15 protein-coding genes are annotated in these 15170 nt (G+C 53.1%); 8 read left to right on the top strand and 7 right to left on the bottom strand.

All coding sequences use genetic code 11. From position 1 onward, the window contains the following. Nucleotides 1-6: 6 nt before the first annotated feature. The 5 genes from ACP3PW_RS08605 to ACP3PW_RS08585 all read right to left on the bottom strand — a co-directional run bounded on the left by ACP3PW_RS08605 (nt 7) and on the right by ACP3PW_RS08585 (nt 4964). On the bottom strand, nt 7-1194 hold the full coding sequence (locus ACP3PW_RS08605) for a glycosyltransferase (RefSeq protein WP_426416285.1): 1188 nt from the start codon (nt 1192-1194) through the stop codon (nt 7-9). Then, nucleotides 1191-2066, bottom strand: a complete 876-nt coding sequence (locus ACP3PW_RS08600; protein ID WP_426416284.1) for a glycosyltransferase family 2 protein — start codon at nt 2064-2066, stop codon at nt 1191-1193. Before ACP3PW_RS08600 ends, ACP3PW_RS08605 begins: the two co-directional genes overlap by 4 nt. Nucleotide 2067: 1 nt before the next feature. After that, nucleotides 2068-3960 (bottom strand): tetratricopeptide repeat protein, encoded by a 1893-nt coding sequence (locus tag ACP3PW_RS08595; protein WP_426416283.1) that lies wholly within the window; start codon nt 3958-3960, stop codon nt 2068-2070. 9 nt (nt 3961-3969) lie between these two features. Then, the gene (locus ACP3PW_RS08590) at nt 3970-4419 is read right to left on the bottom strand and encodes a pilin (RefSeq protein WP_426416282.1); all 450 of its coding nucleotides are present in this window, start codon (nt 4417-4419) and stop codon (nt 3970-3972) included. Between the two features lie 71 nt (nt 4420-4490). Further along, complete coding sequence (locus ACP3PW_RS08585) at nt 4491-4964, bottom strand: pilin (RefSeq protein ID WP_426416281.1); 474 nt, start codon at nt 4962-4964, stop codon at nt 4491-4493. A 437-nt stretch (nt 4965-5401) separates the two neighbouring features. Between ACP3PW_RS08585 and pilB the strand changes: the two genes are divergently transcribed. The 5 genes from pilB (at nt 5402) to yacG (ending at nt 10331) form a co-directional block, all read left to right on the top strand. Beyond that, nucleotides 5402-7108 (top strand): type IV-A pilus assembly ATPase PilB, encoded by a 1707-nt coding sequence (gene pilB, locus ACP3PW_RS08580; RefSeq protein ID WP_426416280.1) that lies wholly within the window; start codon nt 5402-5404, stop codon nt 7106-7108. A gap of 195 nt (nt 7109-7303) precedes the next feature. Then, entirely contained in the window at nt 7304-8521 is a 1218-nt protein-coding gene (locus ACP3PW_RS08575) for a type II secretion system F family protein (protein WP_426416279.1), read from the top strand. Between the two features lie 72 nt (nt 8522-8593). After that, nucleotides 8594-9469 carry a prepilin peptidase gene (locus ACP3PW_RS08570; RefSeq protein WP_426416278.1) on the top strand — a complete coding sequence of 292 codons (876 nt, stop codon included), beginning with the start codon at nt 8594-8596 and terminating at the stop codon, nt 9467-9469. Nucleotides 9470-9511: 42 nt separating this feature from the next. Beyond that, complete coding sequence (coaE, locus tag ACP3PW_RS08565) at nt 9512-10135, top strand: dephospho-CoA kinase (protein WP_426416277.1); 624 nt, start codon at nt 9512-9514, stop codon at nt 10133-10135. Further along, on the top strand, nt 10125-10331 hold the full coding sequence (gene yacG, locus ACP3PW_RS08560) for a DNA gyrase inhibitor YacG (protein WP_426416276.1): 207 nt from the start codon (nt 10125-10127) through the stop codon (nt 10329-10331). The genes coaE and yacG overlap by 11 nt, the downstream gene beginning before the upstream one ends. A gap of 142 nt (nt 10332-10473) precedes the next feature. Here the strand turns inward: yacG and ACP3PW_RS08555 are convergent, their stop codons facing one another. Continuing rightward, nucleotides 10474-10773 (bottom strand): hypothetical protein, encoded by a 300-nt coding sequence (locus ACP3PW_RS08555; protein ID WP_426416275.1) that lies wholly within the window; start codon nt 10771-10773, stop codon nt 10474-10476. A 377-nt stretch (nt 10774-11150) separates the two neighbouring features. Between ACP3PW_RS08555 and ACP3PW_RS08550 the strand changes: the two genes are divergently transcribed. Next, nucleotides 11151-11420 (top strand): late competence development ComFB family protein, encoded by a 270-nt coding sequence (locus tag ACP3PW_RS08550; protein ID WP_426416274.1) that lies wholly within the window; start codon nt 11151-11153, stop codon nt 11418-11420. 106 nt (nt 11421-11526) lie between these two features. Here the strand turns inward: ACP3PW_RS08550 and ACP3PW_RS08545 are convergent, their stop codons facing one another. Then, nucleotides 11527-13056, bottom strand: a complete 1530-nt coding sequence (locus tag ACP3PW_RS08545) for a fumarate hydratase (protein ID WP_426416273.1) — start codon at nt 13054-13056, stop codon at nt 11527-11529. 286 nt (nt 13057-13342) lie between these two features. On the opposite strand from ACP3PW_RS08545, the gene ACP3PW_RS08540 reads away from it, so the two are divergent. After that, nucleotides 13343-14287 (top strand): 2Fe-2S iron-sulfur cluster-binding protein, encoded by a 945-nt coding sequence (locus ACP3PW_RS08540; protein WP_426416272.1) that lies wholly within the window; start codon nt 13343-13345, stop codon nt 14285-14287. A 74-nt stretch (nt 14288-14361) separates the two neighbouring features. After that, nucleotides 14362-15132 carry an enoyl-CoA hydratase gene (locus ACP3PW_RS08535; RefSeq protein WP_426416271.1) on the top strand — a complete coding sequence of 257 codons (771 nt, stop codon included), beginning with the start codon at nt 14362-14364 and terminating at the stop codon, nt 15130-15132. The last annotated feature ends 38 nt before the right edge of the window (nt 15133-15170 follow it).

Genomic DNA, 15170 nt, shown 5'->3' with positions numbered 1-15170 from the left:
AAATTTCTATGTCTCGACTAAATCATCTAGTATCGCTTCATACCGATTAGCCACTTCGGCCCAATCAAACCTCTTTACAATCCGCTTGCGCAATTCAATAGTCAGCGAACGAGCTTCAGCCTCATTCTCCAACACCCAACGAAGGCGCATCTCCAATGAGTCAACGTTAGATGCCTGGAACTGTAATAACGATTCATCATGGACATCATTAATCGCAGAAAGATTAGACACCACACCAATACACCCACTACAGATCGCCTCACCAGCCACCAACCCCAAACCTTCCTGATCACCATCTGAAGCGACGATAGATGGCATTACTGCAATTTTCGCGTGATTAAAGTAGTCTCCAACGTTATCCGATGGCACCGCCCCCAAAAAAGTAACTCTCCCCTTCACCCCTAATTGAATTGCCTGCATTGCCAACGCACCACGCTCTGGACCATCGCCAACCAACGTCAGCTTGATGTCGTAATCGGCCGCGATGCGAGCATAGGCATCCAGCAGATCATTCACCCCCTTTTTTTCCACGAGCCGACCAACAAAAACAATTCCTTCGCGATCACCCCACGAGCGCTTTGAGGTAAACTGCTGCTGCGCATCTATTCCCATGGGCTCAATACGAGCAAGCTTATTGGTATTCAAAGCGCTTGCCACATGATCGGCCATAGATCTGCTAACTACAGTAAATTGGTCAACTCGATTAATAACCTCTCGCTGGAGTTTCTTCCAAAACTTCGAAGTTAGCGCGTAAAGGTCTGCACCATGACTGGTAAGCAGAATTCGAGTTCGCCCACCGCGCAATAGCTTAAGTAAAAGAGCAATAATGCCCCCGGGCACAATCCAGTGAGCATGAACCAACGTCACTCGATACTTTCGGCTCACCCTCAGTGAGGCTAGCAACATTGCGACCGCAAAAAAAGGCAGCTGGATGATCATCCAGGGATGCCTGCGAATCGACGGTACTATCCCTCCATCATAAGCCAGTAGCCCCCAGCGAGCGGGAAAATAACGAAAACGGTGAATCTGAACACCATCCATCCGCTCTACCAAAGCACTGCCTGGAGCCCAAGGTGCAATAACATGAACAGTGAAGGCATCGGTCAGCCTTTTACTCAACTGGTGAACAAAGGCTGGTTCTACATCGCTCTTCCATCGAGGGTAGGTTGTAGTTAGTACCAACAAAGGAATCACTGGTTCCTGTCCTTATCGGACACCGTCCCTTGATACATTAAATTTGTAATCTGTTCAGAAACCAGTCCAATCAGAAAAACAATCACGGCCGTACTCAACAACAAGGCTGACATGTTGGTGAATCGTCCTGATGCCAGAAAACTAAATAGATAGTAGCCCATACCCAAAGAGAAAAAACAAAAACTGAACGGAACAAAAAGTTTGAGGGGCGAGTAAAGCGTGCCGATTTTAAAAATAATCAAAAGGAAGCGCAGGCCATCTCGAATGGGATTAATGTGGCTTTTACCCTCCCTTTTCAGAGTAGTAATCCGACAATAACCTACAGAGTAGCCAGCTCTAAAAAACGCCATCGTACTGGTTGTTGGGTAACTAAATCCATTGGGCAACAGATAGAGAAACTCACGAAACTTTTTAGCCCGGACAACACGCAGCCCAGACGTTAGATCTTCCACTTTATGCCCTACCATAAACGTCGCTAGTCGATTGTAAAATGAGTTGGCAGCCCAGCGCCCTACACTGGCCTGTGAAGAGCCTGAACGAGAGCCCACCACCATGTCATATCCTTCATCCAATTTCTCCAGGAGATCGGGAATATCCTCAGGCTGATGCTGACCATCAGCATCCATAAAGACAATAATGTCTCCCGTGGCTGCACGAACCCCGGACTTAATAGCAGCCCCATTCCCCTTTGAATACGGGTGATGTATGACCTTGGCGCCGAAACCGCTCGCGACAGTCGAAGTCTGATCGACCGACCCATCGTCAACCACGATAATTTCATCGAAAATTCCCATACCCACTAGGGCAGGAATAACTCGCTCGAGGCCACCCGCTTCATTTTTTGCGGGTAAAACAACACTAACTTTCAACATTTCATTCTCTTTTAGCGGTATCACGCTGCTTTCTTAATAATTGAATTGATTTCTGATAAGCCCAACATTTACTTGGTGAGTCACGGCAAATAGCTTCGACTTGAAGCAGGTACAGATCCGCTTTTTCGTTTAGGCCAAGATAATAGTAGCGCTGAGAAACCGCCATCAAGGTATCTAAGGTGCCGTACTTCTCTGCCGCCCTCTTTAGATATTCAAGCGCTCTCCTTTCATCACCTTTCAACTCATAAATACGAGAAGATAACACTAACAGAGACCGCTCATGCTTTTTATACAAGGGATTTTCAATCAATGCCTGTGCCGCAGACAGAAAATCATCAAGAGAAATAGCCTGACACTTTCCGCTCTCGAACAAGGTGAGCATTGCCTTAAACACTGATATTGTTTCACGGTAATGGTCGCCGTTTCTTAAGACGTTTTGAACTTGACCCATTGTCGGCCTGATGTTCACGTTTGCGGAGCAGCCCAACTCCCACCACAATAGGATTTTTGATGGATCATTAGGGAAGCGACCTATTGTTTCCTGATAGAAGTTCGCCGACTCGTTATAGAGCCCTATGTTAAACATTAATTCACCGATATGGCTGTGAGCACGGTGCGAATCAGGGTGTTGCTGGTACCAGTGGATAGCTTGCTCCAAAGGCGCCCCCCACAACCTTACTTCGTTACGACTCACGGCCAACATCCCTATAAACCAAAGTCCACAAGCAAACAACACTATAATTTTAAATTTTCCTGAAACTCGCTTGAGTATTTCATAAACGCCAATAGGTAGTAACAATGCAAGGCTAACTGTAGGCAGGTAGTTCCGATGCTCAAAATAGAGTTCCAAAGGTATAAATGTAGATTCAATGAGGTGACCCGCTAAAAAAAACAGCACAGCAAAGCTGACAACAGCCCATGAGTTTCTTTTCCAAATCGCAAACCCGGTAGCTGCCAGCAAACCCGCTATTGAGAAGAAAGTTGTTAGCGGATCAAAAAGACTCTTGGAGTAAGGATAATCATTATAGAAAAGTCCATACCCCCCCCAGCGGGGCGCGATAAACTTGGAAACATAATCAAATAGTACACGCGGTTGGGTCAATAATCGTTCGTCTAGAGTAAACTCCCTTCCACCATAGACAACGATGCTATTCCAGCGTACCACAAAATAGATTGTAAGAATTAGCAGGGGCAATATTATTGCCAGCCAGCGCCAGATAGTGTACATACGATCTTTAGGTGTTTTAGCAAAAAACGTAGCGTCAATAACCAGCACCATAACGCAACCGGTGATCGCACTCTCCTTGCTGAACAAACCGAGCAGCATAAACAGTCCGAAGCCTGCATATAGCCATACATACCGAGAGATTTTTGATGTGTTCGGTGAGCGCCCACAAATCCAGCACAATAGCGCCAGCAACACGAACATCGCAGACAGCTCTGTCATCCTCTGAACCATATAGAGCACGGTAGATACTTGCAGAGGTGAAAGAGCCCAAATTGAGGTTGCCGCGAAAGCTAACAAGAGGCGATACCGCTCGTAACGTGTTAGCTTCAATAAGCGATCAAAAAGCAAAAAAACCAGAAGTGAATTCAATAGATGTAAAATCAGATTGAACTCTTTAAATGAAGAGAGGGTGGGTTCAACCTGATCACGCTGCCAATAGTAAGTGAGGTAGGCAACAGGTCGATTAAGTTCACCAACCCCTTTCAGCAGATAGTCCGATAACGAAGAGTTAGAACTTAACGCTCGCAATCCTTCGACGATATGACGATCATCCAGGATTACGGTGCCCGTAAGCCCCCCCCAATAGAGCAGTATAATGCCCCCCCAGATCAGGGTGATATAAAAAATAGAACCCAGGCGACGATCCTGAGGAATCCACGATGGCATATCAGTGACTTACTTACAGGATACAGGCAGATAGGTATCGTCTAATGAAGTGTAAGGGTCTGATAACGATCCATTGTTACCGCACTCCCAGAGTTCCCCCCTATCGGGTGTAGCGAAAGAGAGGGTTTGACTGGCGACATCTCCGTTAACGCCGACAGCACGAAATGTTGCCTGGATAATGATTTGGTTTGTACTCAAAGAAAAGATCGTTATGTTCTGTACATACTTTCCAGCGGAGGTTACGTTCAACTCTCCCATTGATGGAGTTACCCCTTGAGACTGAACGATTTCAGCAACCTGAACCCGAATACCACCAGCCAAAAGAATAGCTTCACTAACCTGCGCGCGAGCGACGTAGCTCTGGTAAGCCGGAATCGAAACCGCGGCCAAAATCCCAATAATAGCGACCACTATCATGAGTTCAATCAAGGTAAAACCATACTGATTTTGAGTACTCATGATCCATCGCCTCCACAGAAAGAGGGGCGTAAACGCCCCTCTTTTAATCTACATACACAGACCCAACACTATTACTTACAGGCGCTTGGCAAGTAAGAAGAGTCAATCAGCCCTGCATTTCCCGCCAACGTCGGACTAGCGGTCAAGCTAGCAGCAACGCAGGTCCAGGTTGATCCGCTATCGTTCGTTTCGATAATAAAAATCTTGTCGATAATATTTCCGTTAACTCCTGTAGCTCTCATAATCGCTTCAATAGCGAAAGAGCCCGTGGTTGCACCTCCACTCAAATCTTGAATAGTCAGGTTGGCGACATACTTTCCTGATCTGGTAGCGCCCAGATCAGTCGCGGTAGGAACAGTATTAGTGTTCTGGAAAAACTCGGCAGCGGGGGCTTTGAGGCCTGCTGTGAGGTTAACCGCCTCAGTCACCTGGGAGCGGGCGATGTAGTCCTGGTAAGCGGGGATGGCTACGGCAGCCAATATACCGATGATCGCTACTACGATCATCAATTCAATCAGGGTAAAACCTTTTTGTACTGATTTCATGGTGAATACTCCACGTGTGTTTAAAATTGATTCTGTGTGATTAGCAACTACTTGTTACTCTCGAGGAACTTAACAGCAAGCGCTGTGCCAGTCTACGAAAAAGCCCTACAAACAACCTGTAGTGCGGCACTAGCTCACACTCTTCCCGACCGGGAGGTGCTATATCCCTGAATGTGAGCGCACCGGCAACGCTTTCTACTGCCCCCTGACGGCAGGGCATGACAATTATTGTCACCCCTACCCTGTCAGGCACCTATATAGTGCCAGGCCAATAGGGTAGCGGGCTTGCCTCCTGCTAACTGCCTGCGGCTTGACTCCGGCAGCGTACCCTCTGGGCAGCGGCCCAATAAGTCATGGATATATTTCAAGCTATACTTGAACACACCTAGACTATATTATTGATCTACAACGGAAAGCATCGACGTAGTTTCTCACTTATGGCAAATATAATTCTCACAGGACTGGCCAAGCGGCTGGTCGATGACAATCTGCTGGAAGAGGCGCTGGCTACCACAGCGTACCAGCAGGCATCAAAACAGAAGATCCCCTTCGTCACCCATCTGGTGCAGTCCAACATGGTACCGGCCGCGGATATAGCACGGGTGGCCGCCGACGAATTCGGCTCTCCCCTGTTTGACGTAACTGCCTTCGCCCCGGATATGCTGCCCAAAGGCATGGTCGACGAAAAGCTGATTCGCAAGCACCATGCGCTGCCACTGTTCAAGCGCGGCACGCGCCTGTTTGTGGCCGTTGCCGACCCCACCAACCTGGTGGCCCTGGATGAGATCCGCTTTAATACCGGCCTCACCGTCGACGCGATCCTGGTGGAGGAGGACAAGCTCGCCCGCTCCATCGAAAAATTCCTCGACGCCAGCGACACCGCCCTGGGGGATCTCGACGACGAAGAGCTGGAAGGGCTGGATATCTCCTCGGTCGACGAAGACCAGGACCAGGAAGACACCTCATCCGAGGCCGACGACGCTCCCGTCGTTAAATTTGTTAACAAAATGCTCCTCAGCGCCATTAAAGGGGGCTCCTCAGACCTCCATTTCGAGCCCTACGAGCGCTCCTATCGCGTGCGTTTTCGTACCGACGGAATGCTCCACGAGGTCGCTCGTCCGCCGATTCAGCTGGCACCTCGCCTCGCTTCGCGTCTCAAGATCATGTCCGGTATGGATATCGCGGAAAAGCGCGTACCCCAGGATGGCCGTATCAAGATGAAGATCTCCAAGACCAAGGCGATCGACTTCCGGGTAAACACCCTGCCGACCCTCTGGGGAGAAAAGGTTGTACTGCGAATCCTCGACCCCACCAGCGCCCAGATGGGTATCGATGCGCTGGGGTACGAAGAGGACCAGAAGAAACTTTATATGGACTGTCTGTCCCAACCCCAGGGCATGATATTGGTGACCGGACCTACCGGTAGCGGCAAGACCGTATCCCTCTATACCGGCCTCAACATTCTTAATACCGCCGAGGTAAACATCTCCACCGCCGAGGATCCGGTAGAGATCAACCTCGAGGGAATCAACCAGGTCAACGTATCAACCAAACGAGGCATGGATTTCAGCAGCGCCCTGCGGGCGTTCCTGCGTCAGGATCCTGACATCATTATGGTGGGAGAGATCCGGGACCTGGAGACCGCCAACATAGCGATCAAAGCCGCGCAAACCGGACACATGGTCATGTCGACCCTGCACACCAACAGCGCACCGGAAACCCTGACCCGATTGATCAACATGGGGGTTCCCGCATTCAACATTGCCACCTCGGTCAACCTGATCATCGCCCAGCGACTGGGGCGCAGGCTATGCAGCAAATGCAAAGTCAAGATGGACATTCCCGAACACACCTTACTGGAGGAGGGCTTCAGCGAAGAGCAAGCCAAGACGGCCGAGATTTACGGCCCCAGCCAACACGGCTGCGACTCCTGCAACAAGGGCTATAAGGGACGCGTAGGTATCTACGAAGTCGTTAAGATCACCTCTGGCCTGGCCCGCATCATTATGGAGGAGGGCAACGCCATCGAGATCGCAGACCAGGCACGAGAAGAGGGCTTTAACGACCTGCGCGCCTCAGGCCTGTTAAAGGTACTGCAGGGCGTTACCAGTCTCGAAGAGGTCAACCGGGTCACCAAGGAGTAAGTAGCGTTGGGCCGTTCCGCAGTGCAGGCGATCATTGACCGAGTTGGCAGAACCAGCATAAAGCAGGGGTCAGGCAGTACAACCGGAGCGAAATTTTAGGTTACACTCAGGAAATTCGTGGATACGCCTGCGCCACCCGCTGGAGATTACTTTCGGCAACGCGAACATACAGGCACCCAACATCGGGAAAGCACCATGGCAGAACAAGCAGCAAAAAGCAGCACCTTTTTATGGGAAGGCAAGGACAAGCAGGGCCGTCGCACCAAAGGTGAAACCACCGGCACCACCCCGGCACTGGTGAAAGCCGAACTGCGCAAGCAGGGCATCAACCCCACCAAAGTACGTAAAAAAGGCGTAAGTTTCGGCAGTGGGGGTAAAAAAATCACCCCGATGGATATCGCTATCTTCTCCCGCCAAATGGCCACCATGATGAAAGCCGGCGTCCCCCTGATTCAGGCATTCGAGATCAACGCCGACGGGTCTGACAACCCCAACATGAAGAACCTGATCAATGATATTAAAAACGGGGTAGCGGGAGGCTCCAGTTTTGCCGATTCGCTGCGTAAACGCCCCGAATTTTTTGACGACCTCTACTGCAACCTGGTCGATTCCGGCGAGCAATCTGGTGCCCTTGAAACCCTGCTCGACCGTATCGCCACCTACAAAGAGAAAACCGAACAGCTCAAAGCCAAAATCAAGAAAGCGATGAAATATCCCATCGCCGTCATCTGCGTAGCCCTTGTCGTAACCGCGATTCTGCTGATCAAGGTCGTGCCCCAGTTCGAGGATGTCTTCAAGAGCTTTGGAGCAGAACTCCCAGCCTTCACCCAGATGGTTGTGGGCTTGTCAGAATGGGTGCAGGAGTGGTGGCTCATTGGACTGGCTGGTGGCGCGGCCATTTTTTGGGCCATAGGTGCCGCGCTGAAACGCTCGAAAGCGCTACGCGATAGCCGGGACCGCGCAATATTGAAGCTCCCGATTGTCGGTGACATCCTCTACAAGGCGGCGGTTGCCCGCTTCTCCCGCACCCTGGCCACCACCTTCGCCGCCGGTGTTCCGCTGGTGGATGCCCTGGACTCGGTAGCCGGCGCGGCCGGTAACGTCGTATTTTTTGATGCCACCAACCGTATAAAAGAGGATGTATCCACCGGACAACAGCTGCAGTTTGCGATGAAATCCTCCGGCCTCTTTCCGCCGCTGGCTACCTCCATGGTCTCCATCGGTGAGGAGTCGGGTGCGCTGGACGAGATGCTGGAGAAGGTCGCGGGCTACTTTGAGGAGGAGGTCGATAACGCCGTCGACGGACTCACCAGCCTGATGGAGCCGCTGATCATGTCCGTATTGGGTGTACTCGTTGGCGGCCTGGTCGTTGCGATGTACCTGCCGATCTTCCAGTTGGGTGCGGCTGTTTAATCTCCGCTCTATTTCCGAGGGCCAGTTACGCTGGCCCTTTCTCTTTGTTTTCCGACCGATGCCACCGACACCATGCTGGATCTAGAGCTGTTTGCCACCCCCGCTGTTTTTCTTCCCTGTGCGCTGTTGTTGGGCTTGATCGTGGGCAGCTTTCTTAATGTGGTGATCTACCGCGTACCGATCATGCTACACCGGGAATGGCACCAGCAGTGCGCAGAACTGCTGGATCAAGAGTCCGGCCCCGCCGACGACGGATACCCTGCCCGCTTTAACCTGATCAGCCCCAACTCCCACTGCCCCCAGTGCGACAAGGAGATCAAACCCTGGGAGAACATCCCTGTGGCGAGCTACCTGGCGTTGGGCGGCAAGTGCTCACGCTGCAAAAACCCTATCTCTCCCCGCTACCCCCTGGTAGAACTGGCAACCGGATTGCTCACCCTGCTTTTGGCCTGGGAGCTGGGCGCCGGCTGGCCATTTACCCTCGCTTGCCTGCTGCTGTGGGCGCTGGTCTGCCTGACGATGATTGATATCGACCACCAACTGCTTCCCGACAACATTACCCTGCCGCTGCTGTGGTTAGGGCTGCTCACAAACTGCTTTGAGTTGTTCGTTTCACTTAACGACGCGGTGATCGGTGCCATAGCGGGCTACCTGAGCCTGTGGTCCGTTTTCTGGGTCTTCAAGCTGGTGACTGGCAAGGAGGGCATGGGCTACGGCGATTTCAAACTGCTCGCCGCACTCGGTGCCTGGATGGGGTGGCAAGCGCTACCGCTGATTATTCTACTCTCCTCTGTAGTAGGTGCCATCCTCGGCATTTCGATGATCGTCGCCCAGGGGCGCGACCGCGCAACCCCGATCCCATTCGGCCCCTACCTGGCCATCGCAGGTTTTATCGCGCTCCTCTACGGCGACGCTATCACCAACAGTTATCTGCAAATACTGCGCTGATTCTGCTACCCTGCCCGCTATCCAATTTTAAATGGTCGACCCATGTATATCGTAGGCGTCACCGGTGGCATCGGTAGCGGAAAAAGTGCTGTGACAGAGTATCTGGCGGGCAAAGGCGTTACCGTAGTGGATGCGGATCTCGCCGCCCGTATCGTCGTAGAGCCCGGGCAACCCGCATTGCAAAAAATAGCCGCTCATTTTGGTACAGGGGTCCTTTTGTCCAACGGTGATCTCGACCGTGCAGCCCTGCGCCAGCGCATCTTCGACGACGCTAACGAGCGGCGGTGGCTGGAATCCCTGCTTCATCCCCTGATCGAACAGGAGATCCATTCGCAGATCGCCCTCGCGCGCTCCCCCTACACCCTGCTCTCATCGCCTCTATTACTCGAAACCAACCAGCACCACTGGGTGGATCGAGTCTTGGTGGTAGACGTCCCGGAAACACTACAGATCTCCCGCACAATGGCGCGAGATAATAACAACCGCGATCAGGTGCGCGCCATCATGGAGGTGCAGTCCAACCGCGAGTTTCGTTTGCAAAACGCCGATGACCGCGTCGACAACAGCGCCGACCTCCCCCACCTTTACCACCAGCTCGACCAGTTACACGAACGCTACCTGCAACTCGCTACCCACACCCCATCGGGAGAAGCTAATGACCGTTAAATGCCCTCATTGCCAGAAGCCTAGCGAGTGGAACCCGCAAAACCCTTACCGCCCCTTCTGTAGCGAGCGTTGCAAGCTAATCGATCTGGGCGCCTGGGCCAATGAGGAGAACCGCATTGCCGGTGACCCCGAGTTCGATGACCTGCTGTCCGGCGAACTTAACGGCGATAACGTCCACCCCTTTCCCGGCCAATAACAGCATCTGAAGCCAGCTAACCCTACCCGGGACATGCTACGAACAACGTTGAGGCAAACGAACTGCACACAGCCTACAAAAGCGGGTGATGCCCTCCAGCACCACCCGCCGTCTTTACTGATACTTTCAATACGCTCCAGGATCATGCATCCATGCTAGGGCCTCGCTCCTCCATCACAACATCGGGCTCAATCACCAGCGGCCAAAACATACCTACCCACAGCAGTTTGCCCCAATCAGAGGAACGAAAGGGTCTCGGGCTCAGGTTGCAGTGCTGTTCCAGATAACATAACCCAATCCCGAACCAGGCACTTAGAATAAAGCTGATCGCATGATTACCAATGAGCGTCCCAAGTTGCCAGCTAATGACTGCGATAAAGGTATAAAGGCTCAGGTAAGAAAAGTAACGGAGCATTAGCTTGCTTAGCATTAGCTTACTCATGTTTGCATCCTCAGGTTCTGTGGCGCTCTCTTGGAACCTAGATCAGGCACTGCAAACACGCCAATAGGCTGCCCTCCTCCAAAAATGGTCACCATTCAACCAACAAACCGCAATCTACCCCCTTGGGGGCAGTCACAAAACAACCTCTTTGATCGACTCAACCTATTGATAATCATCAACATATCGAGAGGACTACCACCACAAGCGGTTCTCAAGTGGCGCAACATTCATAGTGTGGTCAACAATATCCAGAGATATTAGACTTTAGTCTTATACGATAAAAATCTGAAAACAACGCATTTTTTTCGTGCACTGCGAACGGTAAGAGAGAATCAGGTTCGACTACACTGAAGACAACGAACACTAAGGAGGCGTCTATGGCACTGCAGGAAGAGTTTCATAACTACTACGAGAAGCTGGTAGTGGCCGATCTGCAACACCGTTTTTCGGACCAGGCGGAACTCCACCCCCTGTTTGCCGACATTGCCTGTGTAGCACTCAACCACCTGCCACCGAGGTACATTCATTACGACATCGATATGGCGTACTACCTATCCCCCGAAGAGAAGAAGGAGATGGACGACAAAGTTCAGCACGCGGTCAACCTGGCCGTGGATTTTGTCGCCACCAAAAACCGGGAAGACTAACAGCCTGGCATTAAAGATAACCCCTGGGCGTTCCGCTCCATAAGCGACGCGAAGGATAAAAAAAGGGAGGGCAGGTGCCCTCCCTTTTCGTTGCCCGGGTAGGATGTTACTTAACGTTTACCGCTTCCGTTTTGGCCGCGTCCGCAATCCTTTTTTGCCATAGCGCAGGGCCGGTTTGATGCACCGACGTACCGTTCACATCAACCGCTACGGTCACCGGCATATCCTCAACATCAAACTCATAGATCGCCTCCATACCCAGCTCAGGAAACGCGACAACATCGGCATGCTTGATCGCTTTGGCAACCAGGTACGCTGCGCCACCCACGGCCATCAGGTAGCTGGCCTTGAACTCCTTGATCGCCTCGATAGCAACCGGCCCACGCTCAGCCTTGCCGATCATTCCCATCAAGCCCGTTTTCTCGAGCATGGCGTGGGTAAACTTGTCCATTCGTGTCGAAGTAGTCGGGCCCGCAGGACCAACGACCTCGTCACGCACCGGGTCGACCGGCCCAACGTAATAGATAAAGCGATCACGCAGACTCACTGGCAGCTCCTCGCCCTTGGCCATCATGTCGATCATGCGCTTATGGGCAGCATCACGCCCGGTCAGCATCTTTCCGCACAACAGCAGGGTATCCCCGGGCTGCCATTGGGCCATCTCCTCGCGGGTAACCGTATCTAGATTGACCTTACGCGCGGTGGGGCCGGCATCCCAAACAACTTTTGGCCACTGGTCCAGATTAGGAGCCTTCTGTAGCGAAGGACCGCTGCCATCCAATTCAAAATGGGTATGTCGGGTCGCCGCACAGTTGGGAATCATGCACACAGGCAATGATGCTGCGTGAGTTGGGTAGTCCTTGATCTTTACATCCAGCACCGTGGTAAGGCCACCCAGCCCCTGCGAACCGATGCCGAGGGCGTTCACCTTGTCCATGATCTCCAGGCGCAGCTCCTCAATCCGGTTCTGCGGGCCGCGGGCGCGCAGTTCGTGAATATCGATAGGATCCATCAACGATTCTTTAGCGAGCACTGCTGACTTTTCAGCCGTACCGCCAATACCGATCCCCAGCATTCCCGGAGGGCACCAGCCTGCCCCCATGGTGGGAACCGTTTTTACAATCCAGTCGACAATGCTGTCGCTTGGGTTGAGCATCGCCATCTTCGACTTGTTCTCTGAACCACCACCCTTGGCGGCGATCTGCACGTCAACGGTATTGCCGGCCACGATCTCAGTGTGAATGACCGCGGGAGTGTTGTCCTTGGTATTGCGACGAGCACCGGCCGGATCGGCCAAAATAGAGGCGCGTAGCACATTGTCCGGATGGGTATAGGCGCGACGCACCCCTTCATTCACCATCTCATTAACGGTCATGGTGGCGTCCCACTGCACATCCATACCAATCTTAAGGAAAACAGTGACGATGCCGGTATCCTGACAGATAGGGCGGTGTCCCTCGGCGCACATCCGCGAGTTAATCAGGATCTGAGCCATAGAGTCCTTGGCCGCCTGTGATTCTTCCCGCTGATACGCTTCGTGCACCGCCTGGATAAAATCGAGCGGGTGATAGTAGGAGATAAACTGCAGTGCATCGGCCACACTGTCGATGAAATCGTCTTGGCGAATCAGGGTCATATCACGGGGCTCCTAAGTACAATTCTTATGCTCGCGCTCTTGCTTGCCGGATGCTGCTCCGTTTTGCGTCGAGTCAACGGCGTTTATTCGGGGGCGCATTATATCACTTTAATGCCAGCCTATGAGCCTCAGCAGCCTCGACATTGGTGCAAGGAAAGCCCGCTAACAAGCGGGCGACTGCACGGCGGATGCACGAACTCGCCTCGTACTCAGGTTTCGCCTGTCGTAGACTACGAGATCAACACCTTCACCCACCACAGCACGACTACTGCCCCGATACCTGCCTATGGTCCAGATCACGTTTGAAGGTCACCCCATCGATGTGGCGCCAGGGGAGACACTGCTGCAAGCCCTAATCCGCGCCCGCACAGAGCCCTCCTACTCGTGCCTGGCCGGGCTTTGCCACAGCTGTTTGCTGCAGGCCCAGGCGGGGGAGATCCCCCCTGCTGCCCAGTCGGGTCTCAGCCCGGAGCAATGCGAACAGCAGCTGCTACTCGCCTGCCAGTGCCGCCCTGTTGAACCGCTCCAGCTACAACGCCCCAAAACCCTGAAGCGCACGGACGCAGTGATTTGCGGGCTGCAACAACTCAGCACCGAGATCACCGAGCTACGGCTAGCCACGCGAGCGCCCCTCCCCTATCACGCCGGCCAGCATATCGACCTCTGGCTTGGCCCCTACCTAAGCCGTCGTTACTCGCTGGCCAGCGTACCCGGTCTCGATGGTGACCTTGTTTTTCATATCCAGCGGGTTCGCGGGGGCCAGTTTAGCGACTGGATTCACACTCAGGCCTGCGAAGGCAGCCTGATACAGCTGGGGACTGCCCAGGGGGCATGTTGCTACTCGCCCGAGCAATCTACCCGCCCGTTGCTGCTGATCGGATCAGGTTCCGGGCTGGGTCCTCTACATGGCCTGTTGCGCGACGCCCTGAACCAACACCACCGAGGCCAGATATCGCTCCTGCACCTCGGTAAAAGCCCCCTCCATCTCTACCTGCAAGAGGAGATTCGGTCATTATGCGATCAGCACCCGAATCTGAGCCACCACCCCCTCGTGGGTACCTCCGACGATCTGGCGGTGCCTCTGCAATCCGTGCTTACCCACTGGGATAGCAGACGCGTTAACGCCTTTGTATGCGGCTCCGGCGAACTGGTCAAAGAGGCTTTCTCTCAACTGCGTGCAGCGGGGGTCCCTGACCATCAAATTCATACCGACAGCTTTGATGCCTACTAACGGGGAGAGTGCTTCGGGATATAGTTGACAGGTCAACTATATCCCTCTAACCTGCTCAAAAAAGGAGCCCGACCATGAGCGAAACGATTCAATGCTCGGTTGAAGCCGGGATCATGCTGATCCGCATCAACCGCGAACAGAACAAAAACGCCCTCACCCACGCCATGTACAGCCGCATTAACGAGGCGATTACCGAAGCCGAAACAACCTCGTCGATTCGAGCCACCCTGATCCATGGTAGCGAGAGCTGCTTCTGCGCCGGCAATGACATCATGGATTTCATGCAAAACCCTCCCCAGGGTGATGATGCACCGGTGTTCCGCTTCTTGCGCATCATATCCAGCGCACGCAAACCATTAATCGCTGCGGTTAATGGCCCGGCGATCGGTATTGGAACGACCATGCTACTGCATTGCGATCTGGTCTATGCCGGTGACAACGCGCGCCTACAGATGCCTTTTGCTAACCTCGCGCTTTGTCCGGAAGCGGCTTCCAGCCTTCTGGTGCCGCAGATGCTAGGACACCGCAAAGCCGCAGAGCTGTTGTTACTGGGCGAGGCGATGAATGCCAGCAAAGCCCTGGAGCTGGGCTTTGTCAATCGAGTGACCACCCCGGACCAAAGCTTTCAACTGGCGATGAAAAGCGCGCAAAAGCTGGCCGCGATGGCCCCCTCTGCGATTCGTCTCACCAAACAGTTGATGAAAGAAACCCAGGCAGACCAGGTGCAGCAAGTCATCCAACGTGAGGGCGCCGCCTTTGGTGAGCGGCTAGCCTCTGCTGAGGCGAAGGAAGCCTTTACCGCATTTCTGCAAAAGCGCCCTGCCGACTTTAGCCGTTTCGAGTAAACAACTTGTGCTTACCGCTCAACCGGGCGGTAAGCACA

The organism is Aestuariirhabdus sp. LZHN29 (assembly GCF_049985285.1).
In the GTDB taxonomy this organism is placed as follows: Bacteria; Pseudomonadota; Gammaproteobacteria; order Pseudomonadales; family Aestuariirhabdaceae; genus Aestuariirhabdus.
Note: the sequence above shows the minus strand (reverse complement) of the source record. Positions and strands in the feature narration are given on the sequence as shown.